The sequence below is a fragment of the Pseudoalteromonas citrea genome, assembly GCF_000238375.3.
GTDB classification, from domain to species: Bacteria; Pseudomonadota; Gammaproteobacteria; order Enterobacterales; family Alteromonadaceae; genus Pseudoalteromonas; species Pseudoalteromonas citrea.
On the sequence record NZ_AHBZ03000016.1, the window covers coordinates 95318 to 115893 of the forward strand.

Genomic DNA, 20576 nt, shown 5'->3' on the forward strand with positions numbered 1-20576 from the left:
TGAATACGGATATAAACTATGCTTAATCGAATTGTGATTACCTCACTATGCTTTTTCTTCCTGTCGGCTTGTGGTGCTGATAGTGACGGTAATGTGGAAGAGCAGGACAAGACACGAATAGAAGAAATGTTGGATTTGGAGTTTGATGACCATGACTATTCCGCTGTGGGCATAAAAGTTGATATTCCAGTTAAAACAGTCTCATTAATACCCGTCGATGCCCACTTTATTTCCGGTCCGAGCAGAGTCATGGCTGATAACGGTGATCGTGTTTTTTCTGGAGCTGAAACAGGACTGACCATATTCAGTCTGAACACTAATGGTTTATTTGACAGTGTTATTACAGAACATTCGGGCCTACCAGGAAACTACTTGGCAAATATAAAGATGATGCCCCCCTACTATGGTGGGCAAAGCGCAACAAATATTCAAGTATATACGCTTACAGAGCAAGGGTTTGAGCCTTACTATGAGTACTCACCCTCTCCAAGACAAATGTCTTATATTAATTTTGAAGTGATGCAGAGTTGCTTTTACTGGGTCATTCGAAGTGAAAGTGGAAGAGATAGCAGAATTGAATCCTGGTGTCCCAACCAGAATACTAGCCATCCGAATCTAGCGTATCACTATCCACAGAGGGTTCAAAAAATACAAGTAATCAATGATCAATACTTGGCGGTATCAGGTGATGGGCCTGAAAAGGGTTTTTACCTCAATTTATTTAGACCAGAAGACGGTCTATTGACATTATTGGATCAGAAAAAGCTGAAAGAAGTGGGGGGGGGATTGGATTTTGCTTATCATGATGGCCTACTATTCTTCCATACTAGTGATGAAGTAGTATATTTTGACATACGTCAAGGCAAGCTTGATAACATGCGTCTGCTACACAACACGTACCCAGATATAGATGGTTACCATCTTACTGAAGCTCCAGGAGGGGTTATTTTAGTGAATAACCGCCAGGTTTATCGCTATTTCTTTGAGGGTCAAAAGCCAGTACGTGTAGTCACGGCCGAACTACAAAATTCTGCAGATACAGTCCATGTATTTAAAGACTGGGTGCTCATTAATCTGGATGATCCGCCTATGCCTGATCAAGCTGGAGTTCAAGAGCTACAAGTATTTCTCTTGTCTGATTTAGAATAGTGGAATAAACCTTTACCTATTTATGGTTTGAGTAAGCCTAATAAGCAATATTAAGCATGTCCAGAGTTTCGGTAAAAGGCCTTATCTATAAAGGCTGCAAGCTAACCCTAGTTTTTCAAAACTAGGGTTAGCTTGCTTTGTATACAGTTCTGTTTAGGTGTACTTAAAATGAACTACATTTCCTGATACTCTTTGAGGCACTGATATCGTAGTGTTAGTTTGCTTGGCATGTAGTGAGGTAGCGTGCTCAGGGACTTATAATAGGGGGGTATTTTCTACATCTAATCAGTATAACCAAATTATTATGACAGCCATCTTTAATTATTCAGAAAGTTATTCCCTAGTTCTAAGTAGAAGTGCACCACTTCTACTTAGAACTAGGGAATAAAAAACAGTCAATTAAAGATGGGTGATGAGATGGACACTCCCAAATCGGCGTCAATGCGCCAAACTAATGGTGTGTTTATAACGATAGTTAGTAGGAGCAGCCATCAGGAATAACGTTAGTATATTAAGCATCGATTTAGCAAAAAATGTATTTCAACTTCTTGGAATTGATGAACACGGAAAATCTTGTTTCTCAAAGCGGGTTTCCAGAGTAAAACTCCATGAAATAATCCTTAATTTACCGCCTTGTGAAGTCGTTATGGAGGCTTGTTCGTCCTCTCACTACTGGGGCAGAGCATGTTTAAATTCTGGTCATCAAGTTAATTTAATTCCTGCACAACATGTCACCCCATTTTTACGTGGTAACAAAAATGATAAGAATGATTGTTTGGCAGTATATGAAGCGAGTAGAAGGCTTAGCATTCGCTTTGTTCCCGTTAAAAGTGAACAGTAAAAGCTGGGAAGTCCAGACCGTTGTTCTAAAGCATGTATGAAAACTATGAGTATATAAATAGCGTAACCGTGTAATCTGATCTCCATCAACAAAAAACCCCGTATACACGGGGTTTTTTTATATTATACAAGCTTTACTTATTAGTAAGTTGCACTGCCTTTGGTACGAGGGAAGGCGATAACATCACGCACGTTGCCCATACCTGTTACATAAGCAACTAGGCGTTCAAAGCCTAAGCCAAAGCCAGAATGGGGTACTGAACCGTATTTACGTAAATCGCGGTACCAGCTGTAGTCTTCTTTGTTTAAGCCCATCTCTTCTAGGCGAGCGTCAAGTACGTCTAGGCGTTCTTCACGCTGAGAACCACCAATGATCTCACCAATGCCAGGTGCAACAACATCCATTGCTGCCACTGTTTTACCGTCTTCATTTTGACGCATGTAGAATGCTTTAATGTCACGCGGGTAGTTTTTAATTACTACCGGTGCTTTAAAGTGTTCTTCAGCTAAATAACGCTCATGTTCAGACTGTAAGTCAACACCCCATTCAACTGGGAACTCGAACTTTTTACCACATTGCTCAAGAATGGTGATCGCATCAGTGTAATCAACCTGTGCAAAGTCTTTTTCTACAAACTCTTCTAGGCGAGTGATGGCTGTTTTTTCAATGCGCTGTGCAAAGAATTCCATATCATCACGACGCTCAGTTAATACAGCATTAAATACATACTTCAGCATGCTTTCAGCAAGGTTTGCAACGTCGTCTAAGTCAGCAAAAGCAACTTCAGGCTCTACCATCCAAAACTCAGCCAGATGGCGAGATGTATTTGAATTCTCGGCTCTGAATGTTGGTCCGAATGTATAGATTTTTGACATCGCACTTGCGTATGTTTCGCCATTTAATTGGCCTGATACTGTTAAGAATGCTTCTTTACCGAAGAAGTCTTCACTGTAATCAACATCGCCTTTGTCTGTGCGAGGTAGGTTATTCATGTCAAGCGTTGATACGCGGAACATTTCGCCAGCACCTTCACAATCACTTGCCGTGATAATAGGGGTACTGATCCACATATAACCTTGTTCGTGGAAGAAACGGTGTAGCGCTTGAGACAAACAGTTACGAACACGTGTCACTGCGCCCATTACATTTGTACGTGGACGTAAGTGTGCATGCTCACGAAGGTATTCAATACTGTGACGCTTTGCAGACATCGGATACGTGTCTGGGTTTTCTACCCAACCAAGTACTTCAACCGTGTTTGCTTGGATCTCGAAAGATTGTCCGTTACCTTCTGATTTAACTAAAACGCCAGTTACTTTTACAGAACACCCTGCAGTTAAACTTGTAACTTCGTCATAATTATTGAGCGAATTCGGCACAACAGCTTGAATAGGGTCAAAACAAGAACCGTCATGGACGGCTAAGAAAGAAATACCTGCTTTTGAATCGCGGCGTGTACGGATCCAACCTTTAACTGTTACTTGGCTGTCTACCGCAACGGTGCCTTTTAGTAGCTCCGTTATCGCTATGTGGCTCATCTTCACTCCAATGATATAAGTTACCTAATAATTAATCGAGTGTGCCCGCGTTCATTCGCAGGCACATAAACCATATCTTACCTTTGATACGGCAATAAAAAAACCGCCAAGAGCAACTCTTTTGCAACTTGTTCCATTTTTGTTGTAATTCACCTAGCTTCAGCATTTGTTTGTGTGTATTTTGTACTGTTAGGCGTGTTTTAATTTGCCGTACAGCTATAGTTCATGATTATTCATAAAATTTATGGCATTATGCTGGCAATAATACTCACTTTATTTGCTCATGAGCTTAGGTAATAACAATTGTCGATGAAACAAGTTTTTATCCTTAGAGGTTTGCCGGGAAGCGGCAAAAGCCATTATGCTGAATCTCTGTCTGATGAGATGGTTGCAGGTGACGAAAGCCAGTTTTTTATCTGTTCGACCGATGACTATTTCTATAATGAAGACGGTGAATATCACTTTCAAAAATTCAAATTACCGCAATATCATAACTTAAATTTGGCACGGTTTATTAACGCGTTGGCGGAAGGGATCCCATTGGTGATTGTAGATAACACCAATATTCGTAAATGGGAATTCGTCGCTTATAGCACGGCAGCAACCGCAATGGGTTATCAGGTAAAAGAAGTGATCGTTGGGGAAGTGAAAGATAAATCTCTACAGCATTTATATGCTAAACGTAATACACATGGTATTGCGCTAAAAACCATTAGTAAAATGGCATATATGTTTGAGTGGTAACTCAACGTTTTGTGATAGAAAAGCCAACACAAACTGTGTTGGCTTTTTAGTATAAAAATACTTACTGCACTATATTCATTAGCGGGTTAAGTACACTCGTAAATTACCTGTGCATCACTGAAGTCAGATTGAATTAAATCTTTTTTAGGCACATGAAGATACAGCGAACCATCACCAACTGCGTTTTCTATGTTTAAGTAATCCAGTTGAAGTACTAACATCATTTCGTCTTCACTAAATGGTTCTTGTACCGCCAGAGAATATCCGCCAATTTTACTATATGCCGATAAGCTATCGAATTTTTCAATGACTTCTTCAAAGTCACGGTCAGTCATTTTATGTTCTGTTTGGATTTTTTCTAATAGATCCGAAACGGTGTCACACTCTGGGATACTAATAGCGGTGTCGTTGCCTGAGTTACCAAAATCATTTTGTGTCTTGAATCGAAGTTGCTGTGTCGGTGTAGCTAAGTATTCATCTTCTGCGATTTCATCAAGGAATGCGAAATCTGATAGCGGGGTGTCTAGCATTTGTTCTGGGGAAATAAATTGGATAACCGCTGATTCATAGATTGTACAGTCATCACTTTCGCTAAACACCTGCAAAATCCCTGCTGTTGGAAACCCGTCAAGCTTTGGGAGTTCGCTGAAATTGATCTGCGCAATAAGGTACATTGGTTTTTTATTGTATTTACCAACGGGGTAGTTCATGGTTTTCGGAATAAAAGGTTTTCCACAAAATTTCGATGTACGAAGATCCAACGTATCATCTCGCAATTGACAATCAAGAGATGTCATTTCGATTCTGATGGCCTGCTTTTTGATTTTGTCAAATTCCGCGCTATATGTTGAGAGTAATTCAGATAAAGTCATTACTATATTCCTTTAAAATACCTGGAGTTTACGTGGTTATATATAACCATAAGTTCTATATTATAACATAGATTATCTGGTAGACGGTGAGGCTGTTAAATTATTTAGTTGAATTCAATGAGTTATTGTAGGTAGTTTATTCTTCAGGTTGCACTTTGAGTTGTCAATTGGAGTACTATTTTAGTGAGATCAGTAAGTATTTAACTGAATAGGCTATGTTCTAACTCTAGTAGGCGCTTTTTGAGTACTAGACCACCGCCATAACCAATTATACTGCCCATTGGGTCAATGATACGGTGACAAGGCACGATAATAGCCAGCGCGTTTTCTCCATTGGCTTTGGCGACGTTTTCGATGCTGTACGTAGTTGATAATTGTTCTGCTAAGTTCGAGTATGTACTCACCTCGCCATAAGGAATTTTAGCAAGCGCGTGCCATACCGATTGCTGGAAGTGGTTACCAACCATCTGAATTGGGATATTGAATTGTTGCCTTTCTCCCATAAAGTACTGGGTTAATTGAGACTTGGTTTGTTCTATTAGTGCATCGCTTTTTTCTACAAACGTGGTTTTGAGAGATGCTTGAATATGTTTATCAATTACATTTCGCTTTTTTCGGTATCTGAAGTCGCAGATACAGATTTTTGACTTGTACGAACCAATAATAAATTCAGCGTACTGATGTTTAAAAAAGTGTATGTGTATTTGTGCCATTTACCTTGCTCTATATGGGGTGCGCAGACAGTGTTGAATGTCTATTGCATCTTAACGTTTGACCAAAATGCTAAATTAAAACTGTGTAGGGGAGTGTTTGGTATCATAATACCCTGCACAAAGCGCATTTTCATGGATCATACCGATCCCTAGACTGGTAACTTTTTGGTTTTTTGACCAAGTTAAATGAAATATATCGCCACTTTTAACTATTTTTAAGTCAAGGTATGCGACTTCTGTTTCGTGTATATCAAGGTAGGTTACTTGATAGGTGCCTTCAAACTCAGAGGTGCATGTTTTAGCCACTGCGACTCCGGTACCTTGCCCATAATCATTGTGAACCCAAACAGCTTTTAACGTTCTTGATGTTTGGGTTTTTGTATATTTAACATGCCCTATATTCGTCAAGGTACTGCACTCTATCATTTGCTTTGCTATACCATAACGTATGAGGACTTTTAGTAAAGAGAATTGCTAAGCACATGCGATGTGCCATTGCTCTTGACTGACGGATAAAAAATTTTAAATAAATTTACTTATTATAAATTCCTTAAAATCATATTGTGATTCAATGAATGGTGGTGGGTTTTGCATTAGATAAATTTATCAATTGTGATATTGAAAGGCATGATGGAAAAGTTTTTATAAATTATTTTATAATTTATTCTGTTTTTATTTGTTTCTATATTTTTAACAAACAACACGGTTTTTATAGGTGAATTTGCGGTTTAACTTAGGCTTTATTTTCTTTGATTCTATTGCGCTATAATATCTATGTTGTTTGAGCTTTATTTACCAGATTATAAAATACCTCTTACTTTTTGAATCTCAATGTATAAATTAATTGCTTTTTAGTTTTTACTGCATTTTTCTTTCATTATTTACTAGCCACCTTTATTTTTTAACCGCTTAAATACAATTGATTGTTATGACAGTTTTGGGTTTTATTCGGTCCTTTTAGCCTGTTTCATAGAAATTTCATTTTATGTGATACACACAACTCACTTGTTAATTTTATGTTTTGTTTTTTGCTGTTTTGGGTTTTTTGTGATTTTTATGTGTTTGACAGCGCTGTCTTTAGTAAATAGTATCCGCACCAGCTCAGGGCAACATATTTGTTATCTTGAGTACTGTGGTTTGTTATTCTTACAAGGAATTATTTTAATGAAAAAAACTAATGTGACAGTGGCGTTGTTTGCTGCTTTATCTGCTACCTCAAGCTTTGCGGCCATCAATAATATATATGACATTGACGGATATGAGCGTGTAACGCGTTATGCGAACGGGCCGATAGCAAGTTCTGTCATTACCAGTGAGCTTGCGCATAATCTGAATGTATACTTACACTCAAGTACAAGAACGAATGGCTGTAATTATGCGAACGTGTATACAGAAATTGAGGGTACATTTGTCGCACATGCGCATGTTACTGACGTTGATAGCCGTTATGGTATTAAACAAGCAACCGCGTTGATCCCAGATGAATATGTTGCCGTGAACAAAAAGTTAGTGGCGTCATGTGACGGTGAAAATGGTGAGCAGTATAATGTGCATGCTAAAGTGCCAGCAGCGCCAATTATTGATTGGAATATGACTGTAGAACCTGAAGTTGACAGTGAATTTGTTCGCCAAACTAATTCATATAGCTACCACTCTGCATACAAAGTACAAAGCACACTTCGTGTTGAAAACCAAAGCACAGATTCATATTGCCAAACGGTAACAGACAGGGGCGTTTATTTAGGGCTGTTTAATGGCCAAGGTGGCGCAAGTAAATTTAATTCTAATGTATTTTTTGCGACTAAATCTGTAGATAATACGCAAAACACGCAGCCTGTAGTGTACCAAGCCGTTGAATGTCAAAATGCTGCTGGGCGTACAAAAGCTGTTAAAGTATTTAGTTTGACGGATAGCGCGGGCATCGAACTGATTGAAGAACACATTATTTATAAGTAAATATATGTAAATTAATATAAAGGAAAACACAGCTATGCTGTGTTTTCTTATATGGGCGTATTTAAAACTGCATGAAGCAAGTGACCTGTTAACTGAATTCGCATTGGCGGTGTAAGGAGCTTTATTGGTACTTTATTGTTGCTAAGAACCCGCTAAACTTATTCCATCAATATGATGGATGTTTAGTCTATGTATCGTAAGTCTTCAGTGTTGTTGGTTTTGGGTTTTATGGTAGTAAGTTTATACTTTTTAGCGCCGGTACAAGGTAAACAGAGCTTTAAAGCTGGCGTGATAGCACAGGAATTACATCTCAATCATCAAATAACTCAATTGGGCGTGTTTTCGAGCTGTAAAGTGGTTAACGCCATAAAACAAGATTTACACAGATCAGCCTGTATGCTGTATTCAAAATCAGATAATACATGGCAGCTGGATTCATTTGGGGCTATTTGCGAAGTCCATTGCACAGACGTAAGTCATATGAGCGAAATTGATTCGTTGGTTATTTTTAATCGTATTAATACAGTAGAGTAGCAAGACTTGCCCAAGCCAACCTAGTTCTTTGATCTTTTATGGGATGTGGTGGCGCATTACACCTTGTTTTGCTTGATCCCATATGAGGGCCTGTGAGCGCTAGGTATTGTTTGCTTTTTGATTTAATTAAAAAGGCATTATCAACGCCAGTGATCACCGCTTGTGCTTTTTGCTTTAAAGGGGTGCGTGCATATAAACAGAAGAAAGACTCTCCATCGTTACTTCTTTCGAACGCGCCTAATTTTTGCCACTCTTTTGACTGGTAACGTCGAGCATCAATCATAAAACTACCAAATAAAGATGGTATGTTATACACGGAATTGATCATAGCCTGCGCGGCTGCTTGTGTTTTATAAGGTCCTGAGACCAGATAATAATTATTATGCGAGCGGTTCTTATAAAACCTTAGACTTGATACGTGTGCTCTCAATTTTTTAGCCACCACGAGGGCTGAGCTAAACTGTTTAAAAACGCCTAGCTGAACAAAGTAATGAGAAGAATGTGTATTTGGCGGCGATGTATTTTTAGAATTTGTGACATGAGTGTTGCTTGCAGTCAGGATTATATCTCGCAGAATTAATGTATCACCTGCTTTTGGGGTAATGATTCTTTCAGGTATATTTTGAGCAGTAAATTGCTCTATATTGAGCTGATTCGACTCTATATGCAATGTATATGTACCAGCGAGCACATTGGGAAAATAATAATATCCGTCGTATTGGGTGATCGTTTCAAGCTGCTTTTTACCATTTTGTAGCAGAAATACAGACACGCCTGCTGCGGGCTTACTTAAATCTGAATCTGCCACATAGATTGTACCTTCCACTTCGTTGAATATAGTAACAGGTAAGTTGACGGTGCTGACGCCACCGCGATGTGATAGCGTTTTTACTTTCCCATGTGTTGAATGCAAATAAGGGTTTGGTAAAGATCTAACATCAATTTCCAATATTTGACCACCGCTACTGCTGGGCAGAAGTGCTTTTCCAGCCTGATTTGTATGGAGTTCTTTCCATTGATAATTTCCAGTTAAAGCGATGTCACTCAATGGCTCATCATGTAGGTCAAACACTTTGTTATTATTCCAGTCGAGAAATGAGTGGACTTCTAATTGTCCGCTATTAAGTGCTCTAGGCGCATTAAATGTTAGTGCTTGATCTACATAGTCAAAGCTAAATGTACCGCTTAACCCAAAAGATACTCGCCAATCGTCTTGGCTATCATATTGCCCTGATAAACTCATATTAAAATAACGGTGGCGGAAGGTGTATTGATGGCCCAATAGCATTTTTGCCTTGGCATTCGGGTTATAAGATAACTGTGTTTGGTTAAAGCTGTTTTGTGTTTGTGGCCAGCGTAGCGTGCTACGCATGTTTTTTAATGCACTACTTTTTATAGGAAGCCAATCGATTGCATTAGTCCAACGCCACCGTGCAATGTCTTGTGACCAATAAATCCTATTTAAAAGCGACGCTTGAGAGTCATCATATTGAAATTGATTAGACCAGGTGCCGCCTAAATAGCTACTATTCAATCCGATGGATGTAATGTTACGTGACGATGTATGCTTTCTGTGCTCGTGTAGCCACCTCAGATCCCAATTAATGTTGTCTGTATTCGCTAGTTTACTGTTCATTGCCAAAGAAAAGCGACTTTTTAGGGGGCTAGCTTGATCAAGAAAGACGCCACTGGTGAAATCGTCAATGATGCTGGTTTCTAGGTTAAGGCTGATCTCGTGCTCAGTCCACTGGCTGATCACGCCGCGATAGCCTGCAAACAGAGCTTGACCTGCGTCGACTTGTTTGGCAATGGCTAATTTGTAGCTGCCTTGTGTCGTGATACCGTGAACGCCAGAGCGGAAATAAGGAACAAGTTCTTCGCTATTGAGCAATGTGAGGTATGTATCAATGGTTAATGTATCTGTAAGTCCATAAGATACACCTGAGGCAAGCATAGTTTTAAATGGTTGTGTATTTGATTGCTTACTTTTAAATAAATTGTTCTGCGCATCGAGTATGTCAAATTGGTAGTTGATTTGGCCAGCGGCAAGCGCATTTTTACCGACAGTAACTTTTTGTACTCGGGTTATTTGCTCTCCTTGAGGGCCAAATAATTTAATTTCATATACGTTATTACCATAAAACGTTTCAACATTTTCAAAACGTACAACATTGTCATTTTGCGCGTCAGAAGCGCTAATATATTGGCCGTTACGGTATAATTCACCAACCCAACCTGGCAGTGTTGGTTCTTCGATGGTAATGGTAGAAAAGCTATCAGACGACTGGGGGTTGGCATTAGAAAGGGTCAATCCGCGACCTTGGGTTGCTGCCATGATCAGCGGATCTTGGCGGGTTTGAATATCGCCTAATTCATAGCTAGGACTGGTTAAAGATGTGTCATCTGATAATAAATCAATGTGCTTGCTTAATTTGAAGAAATTGTGCGTTTGCTCGTTGTTTTGATTCAATCGCCATTGCGCTTGATGATTCATCAGGTCGAAGTAGCTATTGAGCCGCAATGCACTTTTCAGTTGACCTTGGCGAGCGTTATATTGTGTCGTTATATCGTACTCAGTAACCGGATAAGTAAAGGTTTGATATTCGTCATCAATGCTATGATCAAATTGTACCGTTGTTTGCCCAGAGCCATTTAATTGTGTGCGCATATTTGATTGAGTGGCATCAACCAGTGTGGTGGAGAATGACACCTGCATAAGAGAGTAATTAAACTTTGATTGTGTGCCTAATATCTCATTTAAGAATGCGAGGTCGATGTAATGATCAAAATCATCTTGTACCCATAGCCAGCTGGTGGACTGCTGCTGCGCATCGGTTAATAATGAGGTGGCATAGGTTTTTTCTTGTTGTGCTAAATGAGCGAGCAAAACCCCGTCATTAATATCAATGGTAATATCGAGGGTATTATTAAGTAAGCTTACAGGCATGAGTAAGCGTTTATTTTCGGTGTAGTAAGCCTCCATATCGGATGTGATTGAGCGACCATTTAGTTTTACATTGACGATCACAAAAGCCTCTTCATTGAGAGGCCACTGAATAAGTGGGTTTAGGGATTTTGTTTGAGTAAAAGCAGAAAAGCTGCACAACAAAATACCAATAACCAATAGCTGACGCATGTTAAAAACGCTTGGGGATTATGTTTTTAAACTAAAGTTGCATAGGGACTTTTAGTTCAATATTACCACCGTATTGCGTGCTTTCTACGTAATGTATTGTAACCGGCCCTTGAACTGGTGTGTTTAGCGGAATATATACTTTTCTGCGCGAAAGCGGGGTATATACGCCGACATTACGTACTTCACCTACGATCTGTTCATTCTCATTTAATACCATAAAGTCGCCATACAAAGAGCGATTACCTGACAATGTTTGCCATAGCATTACGGTTGGCCGGCCATTTTGAGTGATAAATTGTGGGTTCACTAATGCAGAGTCTGCGGTTAAACGACCATGTCTTACAATAACCGGAATACTATAAGCGACCTTTGGTTTGATGCTGATCCCCGAGGCTGATGGGTCGGACGACTCTGACGCGATGATGCGCAAAACGGCACGATATTCGCCGTGAGGTAAATCTGCTTTTTTACGCACGGTCATACGTATTGCTTGCATTTGTTTTGGCGCAATAGTGCCTCTACGCGGTGAGAAGCGAAGCATACTTTTTGCTGAGCGCTCTGCGACTTCAGATAGGGGAACATCTATTAATGCGCCATCTTCTGTCATGTCTTTGTGCGTTAACATAAGTCGAAAATCAAGGCGTTTATCTGATGTATTACGGATCATCAGCGCATTATTTTTGGTTTGACTATCGAAATATAGCCGATACTCAGACAATGCCAAATTGGCGAATACGTTATGCGAAAATAAGACAATGACAAGAAGCCACAGCTTGGTGATGTTTTTTCGGATCATGATACAGCTTACCGACTCGAATATATTAGGATAAGACAAGGTGGAGCGATACTCCACCAAATTGTGCATTACATGGTTAGTTAAAAAACTACCTTATAAGGTTAATGCGAACTGTTTATTGAAATGATACGTCTACCGTATAATCAACGCTGTAGTCGGCACCGGCAGTTAGCGCAGTGTCTACAGACATTTGGCCGTACACGTTAATTGTTATGTCAGAGGCTGAGCCATCAGTTGTGAAAGCTGTTGCAACACCGTTTGCAGTTGTTTCTGTAGATGTACCATCTGTTGCGGTTGTGGCAGGTGCGAATGTTAAATTAGCACTTGAACTGCCTGATACCGTGATATTCATTGCTGAGTTAGGCGCAAGACCTGATACCGTGATCCCACCGAGTTGAATGTTTGCATCTGATGCATCACAATCACCTGTTACTGCACCCGCATTATCCATGGTACATGTTGAGCCAGAAGCAAGACGTATTTTACCAAAGTGCAGCGCATTTGTTTCTGCAAAAGTAGGTTCACTCCAACCGTTTATGCTGGCTTGAAACGTTTGGTTTGAAGCAAATAGCGTTGTTGATGAAAGCGCGAGTACTGCTGATACAAGTATTTTTTTATTCATATTATTTACCACAATTATTGTTGCTCTTTAATATTCACATCCGTGTAGTAAACTTATTGCCATAAAAGAAATAAATTTTTGAGTCCTTAAGGTGTAATTTAACCATAACTTGATGCAGATCAAAATATTTTATTTTTACATTAAGTTTGTTTTTGAAATAATTCCGTAACAGTTCAGGTGCTAATTCTCGCACTTTTATCTTAAGTAACTGTTTTTTATATATTCTAAGAATCGTAAATGTAATCAAAAAACAGTACTGCTAATCGACAAAAAATTTACAATGAGCACTATTTTTATGACTTAGGCTGTACTTTCATTGTAATTAATCAATTAGTTGCGGATTGAAATGTCGATATTTAGCAATTAACACCCAATTAGATATGGCAATAATGAAATAACCTCTAATCGTATTGAGGTACGCCAATTCGTGTCTAAATAGTTCTCCTCGTTTTAGCTGGGATAGCGGGGAGGAAAACACTCTATTTAAACTCGGTGAAGCGGATCAACAATGACGAATTTTTTCATTATTAAACCGAGCAGTTTTTCTTTTGAAGGTACAAGGTTATTGATAGTATGAATGAATAGTTTGAACTGAATGAGCACAAGGAGTGAGAATGATAAGATTGGCGGCAAAAGAAGACCTTGCGGGGGTGCTTGCACTATATAAAGAACTACGGCCACACGATGTGGAGCTTGAAGCGCAGTTTGCAAAAGCAAAATGGGGTGAATTAATTGATGATCCGAGCATGCTTGTTGTGGTTGCAGAGTGTGATGGTGAATTAGCATCGACCTGCGCGCTTGGTTTAAACCGCAGTATTGCAAATGGGGCTCGGCCTTTTGGGATCATCGAGCATGTTGTTACCAGTCAAAGCTTTCGCAAGAAAGGGTTAAGCAGAAAAGTACTTGCGTATGCACTAGAAATTGCTTGGCAACATGACTGTGCAAAAGTGATGGTGTTATCTGGAGAAACACTTACATCAGCACATCGAGTATATGAGTCGGTTGGGTTTAAGAGCGGGGTAGAAAAAGGCTTTGTAATTAAGCCAACTTAATTTTTTGTTTATTGCAAAAAAAGTGACCTGCGCAATGAGGTCACTTACTAATTTAGTCACGTCTTAAAACAGCGTGTTTACATCGCGTCGTATTCATCTTGCCAGAAGAACTTTTCTTCACCAAAAGCAGGGACTAACCCATCAAGCCAAGTGGCTTTTTCATCATATTTAGCAAAGAATGGTCGCTGAACCCAATCTGGGTTTCGAGCTTGAATAAAGCGCAGTACGAACACTTTTTCGCCATTTATTTCACTCACGCCAGACACTTCAACCTTACCGGGGCCTGCGCTCATTGAAGGGCCACGTACCGTTCGGCTTACGCCTGATACTTCTTTATAAGCCTCGCGGAAAATTTCCCAATTCTTATATAGTGGTAACTCGAAATAACGCTTAGCACCCGTATCACGTTCAATGAACATGTAATAAGGGATCATGCCCATTTGTGTTTGCTCTTTCCACATTTCTGACCACATTTTAGGGTCTGTATTGATGTTGTTAAGCAGGGGAGCCTGTGTTCTGATCTGAGCACCCGTTTGACGAATTAAGCGAATAGCTTCTTTTGTTACTTCGGTACGTAATTCTTGCTTATGGTTGATATGAGCCATAATAGAAACATGTTTACCGGCATCTACCAGCTCTTTTAATAGCACGAGTAACTCTTGGGCATCAGGGTCGGTAACATAACGGAATGGCCAGAATGTCAGAGATTTAGTCCCGATCCGAATTGTTCGAATATGATCGAAGCGTGGCTCTTTTAATGCCTCTAGGTATTTACGTAGCTTAACAGTACGCATTACCATCGGATCGCCACCGGTCATAAGTAAGTCAGTGACCTCGGTGTGCTCAGCCAAGTAGTTATGAAGTAGGTCTTCATCATTGTTATTAAAGCGCGTTGCTTTACCAACAAACTGCGCCCAACGGAAACAGAACGTGCAATATGAATGACAGTATTGACCCTGTGAAGGGAAGAACAATACGGTTTCTTTATATTTATGCTGAATACCGTCAACGCGCTCGCCGTCGTATTCAGGAACGTTTTTTTCCATTTGCCCAGCAGGGTGCGCATTAAATTTTTGGCGTAGTTCCGTTGCTAAATTGAATACGTCTTCAGGGGTATGCTCACGTTGCAGTAAAGCGGCCATCTCATCATATGACTCGTCGTCAAGCATTCCCCTTTGAGGGAAAGTCAGCTGAAAAACAGGATCGTTAGGCACTTTGTCCCAGTCAATCAATTCTTCTATAACAAAATTGTTTACCCTAAATGGGAAGACATTAGCAACAACCTTCATTTCAAAACGAAGGTGCTCAGGTAGTTTGTCCAGTTGTTCAATCTTGTCAATTTGACGATGTTGATAAACGGTGAATCGAGGCGCTTTATACGCTTCGACTGGCTGCAATTTGACGGTTTGTTGCATATTTGCCCTTTTTTGGCTTGCTAGATTAAAAAAGGGCGTAGTCTATCAGGTTTAGGAACAAAGTTCAGTTTGAATACGAATATTTGCAATAATTTCGATTTAAGACCTGTCAGGTGTCAGTATTTATAGCCCTAACCCATAGCATAGCCTGTTAGTACTGTTGTTGCGCGATTGCCGCGTAAATACCATTACATAGAGCAGTAATATGTTGGTCAGTGGTAACATACGGTGGCATGATATAAATGAGTTTACCAAATGGTCTGATCCAAAGTCCTTGGCTAATAAAGAATTTTTGAATTTTGGCAACATCAATGGTGCGATTTACCTCTACAACACCTATCGCACCAAGAATACGAACATCCTGAACGTCATCTAACTGTATACACTGGGTTAAGGCTTGCATGGCTTTGCTAATGCGAGTCACTTGCGCCTGCCAGTCATTTTCAAATAATAGTTCTATGCTGGCAGATGCAACAGCGCAAGCTAATGGATTACCCATAAAGGTTGGTCCATGCATTAATACTCCCGCACTGCCTTTACTAATTCCTACTGCAATATTATCGGTCGTTAATGTTGCTGAAAGCGTCATCATTCCGCCAGTAAGCGCCTTACCAATACATAAAATATCAGGGCTAATATTGGCATGTTCACTGGCAAATAACTTACCTGTACGGCCGAACCCCGTGGCTATTTCATCTAAGATGAGGAGCACATTATATTCATCGCACAATGCTCTTAATTTTTCTAAATAAGCGGGATGGTAAAAATTCATCCCCCCTGCATTTTGTACGATGGGCTCTATTATGAAGGCTGCTACTTCATGATGATGTTGCTTAAAAGCGTGCTCTAATTCCAGTAGTTCTTGCATATCGACATCGCCCGCAATAGATGCACTTGGTGCTGGAACAAAGATATGTTTCGGTAGAAAGCCTTGATACATGCTATGCATAGAGTTAACTGGGTCGCATACACTCATCGCAGCAAAGGTATCACCATGGTAACCTTTTTTAGCAGTCATCAACTTAGTTTTTGTATGCTCTCCTTGGCTGATCCAATATTGCAGTGCCATTTTTATCGCGACTTCGACACTGACTGAACCACTGTCGGCTAAAAATACTTTTTGCAGAGGTGCAGGGGTGATCTCGACAAGCTTCTTACACAGTGTTATTGCGGGCGCATGCGTAATACTGCCAAACATGACGTGGCTCATGGTGGTCGCTTGCTTTGTGATTGCATTAACCAGTTTAGGGTGGTTGTAACCGTGAATCGCACTCCACCAAGAGGCCATGCCGTCGATAAGCTGTTCACCACTTTCTAAGTAGAGGTAAGCGCCGTCTGTGTGACTAACAGGGTATACCGGGAGTGGATCAATCATTGACGTGTAAGGATGCCAAATATGCTTTTTATCAAAATCTAAATCTATTGCGTTATTTTTACTCACTTGTAAACCCTGGTGGTTGCTTAGTCGTTGACAATACTACGCCACTGCGTAGACTAAGCCAATCACCGTCAAGCTAAGTGCGCGTTATTTAGACACTTGTAACAAGAATAAAGAGAATTAATATGACCACAGTTCGTCACGATTGGACACATAAGGAAGTAAAAGCATTATTTGAAATGCCGTTTAATGATTTACTGTTCCGAGCTGCGAGTATTCACCGCGAAAACTTTAATCCTAATGAAGTGCAAATCTCGACACTACTTTCAATTAAGACCGGTGCGTGCCCAGAAGATTGTAAATATTGCCCGCAATCGGGGCACTATAAAACGGATCTTGAGCGTGAACGCTTGATGGAAGTTGAAAAAGTAGTTGAACAAGCTCGTTTGGCCAAAAACAAAGGCGCTACGCGTTTTTGTATGGGCGCAGCATGGTCAGACCCCAAAGACCGTGATATGCCGTATATTGAAAAGATGGTAAAAGAAGTCAAAGAGCTTGGCTTAGAGACCTGCATGACCTTGGGTATGCTAGATAATGATAAAGCTCACTCATTAAGAGAAGCAGGTCTTGACTATTACAACCATAACCTTGATACATCGCCAGAATACTATCAACAAATAATCACTACACGTACTTATCAAGATAGATTGGATACCATTGATCATGTGCGTGATGCCGGAATGAAAGTGTGTTCAGGTGGTATTGTCGGTATGGGTGAGCAAGCATCTGACCGTTTTGGTTTGTTGATCCAGTTAGCAAACCTTGAACAACAGCCAGAAAGTGTGCCAATTAACATGTTAGTTAAAGTAAAAGGTACGCCATTAGAAGATGTGGAAGATTTGGACCACTTTGAATTTATTCGTACCATTGCTGTAGCGCGTATCATGATGCCGTATAGCTATGTACGTTTATCGGCGGGTCGTACTGCCATGAATGAACAAATGCAGTCTATGTGTTTCTTTGCGGGTGCAAACTCAATTTTTTATGGTGATAAGCTTCTGACAACAGAAAACCCAGAAGCGGATGCCGATATGAACTTGCTGAAAAAGCTAGGTATGAAGCCTGAAGAGCGTCATGATTATTCAGACGAAGCTTATGAAGCCTCGCTATCATCCGCTATTGCAGATAAAGCCACATCAGAGTTATTTTACGAAGCAAATTAATGGCGTTTGAATTTATAAAGCACAGTGTTCAGCAGCGACGTGATGCGTCGTTGCTTAGAACACGTATTTGTGTTGAAGAGGCTAATGCACGGCATATCGTTGTTAACTCAAAGCAGTATATTAACTTTGCCAGTAATGATTATTTGGGCTTAGGGGATTGTGAACTTGCAGCAAGTGGTGAGTCAGGTAGTCGAAGTTCTTCTTTAGTGACGGGTTATTTAGCGATTCATAAACAGCTAGAAACAAAGCTGTGCGATTTGTTGGGATATGATGCCGCATTGCTTTTTAGCAGCGGGTTTAGTGCCAACAGTAGTGTACTTAAATCCTTGTTTAACGAGCAGAGCGTCGCGAAAGACAGTGTCATATTTCAAGATAAGCTTAACCACGCAAGTTTAATTGACGGTGCTTTGCAAAGTGATGCGAAACACATACGCTTTAACCATAATGATATGAATCATTTACGTGCTCGATTAGAAAAGAGTCACGGCACAAACAAGCTCATAGTGAGTGAAGGTGTGTTCTCAATGGATGGAGACACTGCACCGATTGAGCAATTGAGTGCGCTAAAAACGCAACACAATGCCTGGTTAATGATTGACGATGCGCATGCATTTGGTGTGGTTGGTGAGCAGGGGCTCGGGAGTGCTGTTGGGGCGAATAAACCCGATATACTGGTGATTACATTTGGTAAAGCGATGGCAAGCCAAGGTGCTGCTGTGCTTGCTCGCCAAGATATTATTGACTATTTATTGCAATGTAACAGAGAGTACATTTATTCAACCGCTATTTCGCCATTAATGGCAACAAATGCGTTAACTCAGCTTGATAAGCTTATTGACGCAGATGAACAGCGTCATGCTTTACAAACCAATATTGCGTTATTTAAAACACTGTGTGTAAAGAAAAACATTCCTATATTAGCATCAAATACGCCAATACAGCCGATAGTTTTAGGCTCCGCAGATAACGCACTGCAAGCGCAAATGGCGCTTAAATCACGCAATATATGGCTAACCGCGATAAGACCGCCCACGGTACCCCATAATACCGCACGATTAAGAGTGACTATAACAGCAGCTCATCAGGCTGAAGATATAGAATATTTAGTCGACAGTTTGAGTGACGTACTATGACTGCATTGATGACAAGTACTGACCTTAGTCAAAGTGTTAAGCAACATACTGCCCAGTGCTTTTCGAAAGCATCGGGACAATATGGGCAACATGCAAAAGTACAAGCAAAAACGGCACAGCTGTTATTTGGCATGTTACGCACAGGTAATAAGAGTTTGCTTGATTTAGGGGCGGGACCATTATTACATCAGCATCGGCTCGCCAATTACTCAGAGCAGATTGTTAATATGGATCTAAGCCATGCAATGTTATTGCAAGGTGAAGCGGGTGATCACCGTATATGTGCTGATATGGACAGTTTACCGTTCCAATCACAGGTGTTTGACGTGATTTTCTCAAACTTTGCCATTCAGTGGAGCCAAAACCCGGCTAAGCTATTTGTTGAGTTAGCAAGGCTATGTAAACCTAATGGGCAAGTTGTGTTGTCGTCTGTATTAACAGGCTCCTTATATGAGATAGATATGGCATGGCATGCACTCGATGGTAGGGCACATGTTAATCCATTCTTAGCATTATCGACATTGCAAGCGTACGCCATAGACGCGGGTTTTGAGATACGCACTATGACACAGGAATGTTTAGTTGATGAGTATCCTGATGCAAAGGCCGCGCTAAAGTCGATAAAGCAAATTGGCGCAAACCAATTGCAATCTGGGCGTGCTAAAAAAGGGCTGATGGGCAAAGCTGCTTACACTAAAGTTCTTAATAATTACCCTTTAACAAATCGCTGTGCACCCGTTACTTATCAGGTTGCATTAATGGAGTTAATAAAACGATGAGTGCATTTTTTATTACCGGCACCGACACCGAAGTTGGCAAAACGTATGTTACCTCGTTATTGCTCAAGTTTTTGGTCAAACACAAGCGTCAAGCAATCGGTTTCAAGCCCATAGCAGCAGGTGCAGAAGAGGCGTTTGGTCAGTTAGTGAATGACGATGCTTTGAGCTTGATGGAATGCGCATCAACACATGCCAAGTATGAGCAAGTTAATCCGTTTTGCTTTGAGCCTCCAATTGCCCCCCATATTGCAGCAAAACGGGTGGGTGTTGAAGTAACGGTAGAACAATTGCAGCATCATTATCATGCATTGGCTGAACTAGGCGCTGAGTTTACGTTAGTTGAAGGTGCGGGTGGTTGGGCGCTGCCCATTAACGACACTCAATATATGTATGATTGGGTTCAGACGGAGCAATTGCCCGTTATATTGGTCGTGGGGATGAAATTAGGCTGTTTAAATCATGCCTTCTTAACGATGCAAGTACTAAAAATGCAAGGGATTAAATGTGTTGGGTGGGTGGCCAATCAAATTGATAAAGACATGGCAGAGTTTGATGAGAACTTAGCGTCGCTCAGACGACGTATTGATGCGCCATTACTCGCTGTGGCACCATACACCGAAGACACGCCAAAACTGCAAATTCACGCAGCGTTAACTGATTTGTTCGGTATTAAACTGTAAAAATATAAAAAGCCA

Annotated in this window: 18 protein-coding genes and 1 pseudogene; 10 read left to right on the forward strand and 9 right to left on the reverse strand. The window is 40.5% G+C overall.

Features of this window, described 5'->3' with window-relative positions:
• Positions 1-18 precede the first annotated feature (18 nt).
• A complete protein-coding gene (locus PCIT_RS10690; RefSeq protein ID WP_010362984.1) occupies positions 19-1149 on the forward strand; it encodes a hypothetical protein in 1131 nt (376 codons plus the stop codon).
• A 490-nt stretch (positions 1150-1639) separates the two neighbouring features.
• Positions 1640-1984 (forward strand): annotated as a pseudogene (locus PCIT_RS23120) (IS110 family transposase); the annotation flags it as partial.
• A 146-nt stretch (positions 1985-2130) separates the two neighbouring features.
• Here the strand turns inward: PCIT_RS23120 and asnS are convergent.
• Positions 2131-3528 (reverse strand): asparagine--tRNA ligase, encoded by a 1398-nt coding sequence (asnS, locus tag PCIT_RS10695; RefSeq protein WP_010362982.1) that lies wholly within the window; start codon positions 3526-3528, stop codon positions 2131-2133.
• A gap of 309 nt (positions 3529-3837) precedes the next feature.
• Between asnS and PCIT_RS10700 the strand changes: the two genes are divergently transcribed.
• Positions 3838-4272, forward strand: a complete 435-nt coding sequence (locus tag PCIT_RS10700) for an AAA family ATPase (RefSeq protein WP_010362981.1) — start codon at positions 3838-3840, stop codon at positions 4270-4272.
• Between the two features lie 86 nt (positions 4273-4358).
• Here PCIT_RS10700 and PCIT_RS10705 read toward each other — a convergent pair whose 3' ends face one another.
• The 3 genes from PCIT_RS10705 to PCIT_RS10715 form a co-directional block, all read right to left on the reverse strand.
• Positions 4359-5069 (reverse strand): DUF1963 domain-containing protein, encoded by a 711-nt coding sequence (locus tag PCIT_RS10705; protein ID WP_162144420.1) that lies wholly within the window; start codon positions 5067-5069, stop codon positions 4359-4361.
• Between the two features lie 275 nt (positions 5070-5344).
• Positions 5345-5857 carry a methylated-DNA--[protein]-cysteine S-methyltransferase gene (locus PCIT_RS10710; RefSeq protein ID WP_010362978.1) on the reverse strand — a complete coding sequence of 171 codons (513 nt, stop codon included), beginning with the start codon at positions 5855-5857 and terminating at the stop codon, positions 5345-5347.
• A 75-nt stretch (positions 5858-5932) separates the two neighbouring features.
• Positions 5933-6283, reverse strand: coding sequence for a hypothetical protein (locus PCIT_RS10715; RefSeq protein ID WP_010362977.1), 351 nt, complete (start codon positions 6281-6283; stop codon positions 5933-5935).
• A 738-nt stretch (positions 6284-7021) separates the two neighbouring features.
• Between PCIT_RS10715 and PCIT_RS10720 the strand changes: the two genes are divergently transcribed.
• Together PCIT_RS10720 and PCIT_RS10725 are read left to right on the forward strand one after the other, a co-directional pair.
• On the forward strand, positions 7022-7813 hold the full coding sequence (locus tag PCIT_RS10720; RefSeq protein WP_010362976.1) for a hypothetical protein: 792 nt from the start codon (positions 7022-7024) through the stop codon (positions 7811-7813).
• Between the two features lie 228 nt (positions 7814-8041).
• A complete protein-coding gene (locus PCIT_RS10725; protein WP_157592852.1) occupies positions 8042-8347 on the forward strand; it encodes a hypothetical protein in 306 nt (101 codons plus the stop codon).
• Here the strand turns inward: PCIT_RS10725 and PCIT_RS10730 are convergent.
• The 3 genes from PCIT_RS10730 to PCIT_RS10740 form a co-directional block, all read right to left on the reverse strand.
• The gene (locus PCIT_RS10730; RefSeq protein WP_010362974.1) at positions 8331-11483 is read right to left on the reverse strand and encodes an SPOR domain-containing protein; all 3153 of its coding nucleotides are present in this window, start codon (positions 11481-11483) and stop codon (positions 8331-8333) included. The genes PCIT_RS10725 and PCIT_RS10730 overlap by 17 nt on opposite strands.
• Positions 11484-11514: 31 nt before the next feature.
• A complete protein-coding gene (locus PCIT_RS10735) occupies positions 11515-12279 on the reverse strand; it encodes a fimbrial biogenesis chaperone (protein WP_010362973.1) in 765 nt (254 codons plus the stop codon).
• 115 nt (positions 12280-12394) lie between these two features.
• Positions 12395-12901 carry a hypothetical protein gene (locus tag PCIT_RS10740; RefSeq protein WP_010362972.1) on the reverse strand — a complete coding sequence of 169 codons (507 nt, stop codon included), beginning with the start codon at positions 12899-12901 and terminating at the stop codon, positions 12395-12397.
• A gap of 614 nt (positions 12902-13515) precedes the next feature.
• Between PCIT_RS10740 and PCIT_RS10745 the strand changes: the two genes are divergently transcribed.
• On the forward strand, positions 13516-13953 hold the full coding sequence (locus tag PCIT_RS10745; protein ID WP_010362970.1) for a GNAT family N-acetyltransferase: 438 nt from the start codon (positions 13516-13518) through the stop codon (positions 13951-13953).
• A gap of 77 nt (positions 13954-14030) precedes the next feature.
• Here the strand turns inward: PCIT_RS10745 and PCIT_RS10750 are convergent, their stop codons facing one another.
• Both PCIT_RS10750 and bioA read right to left on the reverse strand, forming a co-directional pair.
• Entirely contained in the window at positions 14031-15368 is a 1338-nt protein-coding gene (locus tag PCIT_RS10750) for a KamA family radical SAM protein (RefSeq protein WP_010362969.1), read from the reverse strand.
• A gap of 151 nt (positions 15369-15519) precedes the next feature.
• Complete coding sequence (bioA, locus tag PCIT_RS10755; protein WP_010362968.1) at positions 15520-16809, reverse strand: adenosylmethionine--8-amino-7-oxononanoate transaminase; 1290 nt, start codon at positions 16807-16809, stop codon at positions 15520-15522.
• 122 nt (positions 16810-16931) lie between these two features.
• Between bioA and bioB the strand changes: the two genes are divergently transcribed.
• Genes bioB through bioD form a run of 4 tightly spaced genes read left to right on the forward strand, consistent with a single transcriptional unit; the run spans position 16932 to position 20561 of the window.
• Positions 16932-17969, forward strand: coding sequence for a biotin synthase BioB (gene bioB / locus PCIT_RS10760; RefSeq protein WP_010362966.1), 1038 nt, complete (start codon positions 16932-16934; stop codon positions 17967-17969).
• Positions 17969-19102, forward strand: coding sequence for an aminotransferase class I/II-fold pyridoxal phosphate-dependent enzyme (locus PCIT_RS10765; RefSeq protein ID WP_010362964.1), 1134 nt, complete (start codon positions 17969-17971; stop codon positions 19100-19102). Before bioB ends, PCIT_RS10765 begins: the two co-directional genes overlap by 1 nt.
• Positions 19099-19881 carry a methyltransferase domain-containing protein gene (locus PCIT_RS10770; protein ID WP_010362961.1) on the forward strand — a complete coding sequence of 261 codons (783 nt, stop codon included), beginning with the start codon at positions 19099-19101 and terminating at the stop codon, positions 19879-19881. The genes PCIT_RS10765 and PCIT_RS10770 overlap by 4 nt, the downstream gene beginning before the upstream one ends.
• On the forward strand, positions 19878-20561 hold the full coding sequence (bioD, locus tag PCIT_RS10775) for a dethiobiotin synthase (protein ID WP_010362960.1): 684 nt from the start codon (positions 19878-19880) through the stop codon (positions 20559-20561). The genes PCIT_RS10770 and bioD overlap by 4 nt, the downstream gene beginning before the upstream one ends.
• Positions 20562-20576: the final 15 nt, after the last annotated feature.

Bases quoted from the DNA above. Each gene is read 5' to 3' on its own strand.
- PCIT_RS10690 (WP_010362984.1), top strand. From the start codon at position 19: ATGCTTAATCGAATTGTGATTACCTCACTATGCTTTTTCTTCCTGTCG.
- asnS (WP_010362982.1), bottom strand. From the start codon at position 3,528: ATGAGCCACATAGCGATAACGGAGCTACTAAAAGGCACCGTTGCGGTA.
- PCIT_RS10700 (WP_010362981.1), top strand. From the start codon at position 3,838: ATGAAACAAGTTTTTATCCTTAGAGGTTTGCCGGGAAGCGGCAAAAGC.
- PCIT_RS10705 (WP_162144420.1), bottom strand. From the start codon at position 5,069: ATGACATCTCTTGATTGTCAATTGCGAGATGATACGTTGGATCTTCGT.
- PCIT_RS10710 (WP_010362978.1), bottom strand. From the start codon at position 5,857: ATGGCACAAATACACATACACTTTTTTAAACATCAGTACGCTGAATTT.
- PCIT_RS10715 (WP_010362977.1), bottom strand. From the start codon at position 6,283: ATGATAGAGTGCAGTACCTTGACGAATATAGGGCATGTTAAATATACA.
- PCIT_RS10720 (WP_010362976.1), top strand. From the start codon at position 7,022: ATGAAAAAAACTAATGTGACAGTGGCGTTGTTTGCTGCTTTATCTGCT.
- PCIT_RS10725 (WP_157592852.1), top strand. From the start codon at position 8,042: ATGGTAGTAAGTTTATACTTTTTAGCGCCGGTACAAGGTAAACAGAGC.
- PCIT_RS10730 (WP_010362974.1), bottom strand. From the start codon at position 11,483: ATGCGTCAGCTATTGGTTATTGGTATTTTGTTGTGCAGCTTTTCTGCT.
- PCIT_RS10735 (WP_010362973.1), bottom strand. From the start codon at position 12,279: ATGATCCGAAAAAACATCACCAAGCTGTGGCTTCTTGTCATTGTCTTA.
- PCIT_RS10740 (WP_010362972.1), bottom strand. From the start codon at position 12,901: ATGAATAAAAAAATACTTGTATCAGCAGTACTCGCGCTTTCATCAACA.
- PCIT_RS10745 (WP_010362970.1), top strand. From the start codon at position 13,516: ATGATAAGATTGGCGGCAAAAGAAGACCTTGCGGGGGTGCTTGCACTA.
- PCIT_RS10750 (WP_010362969.1), bottom strand. From the start codon at position 15,368: ATGCAACAAACCGTCAAATTGCAGCCAGTCGAAGCGTATAAAGCGCCT.
- bioB (WP_010362966.1), top strand. From the start codon at position 16,932: ATGACCACAGTTCGTCACGATTGGACACATAAGGAAGTAAAAGCATTA.
- PCIT_RS10765 (WP_010362964.1), top strand. From the start codon at position 17,969: ATGGCGTTTGAATTTATAAAGCACAGTGTTCAGCAGCGACGTGATGCG.
- PCIT_RS10770 (WP_010362961.1), top strand. From the start codon at position 19,099: ATGACTGCATTGATGACAAGTACTGACCTTAGTCAAAGTGTTAAGCAA.
- bioD (WP_010362960.1), top strand. From the start codon at position 19,878: ATGAGTGCATTTTTTATTACCGGCACCGACACCGAAGTTGGCAAAACG.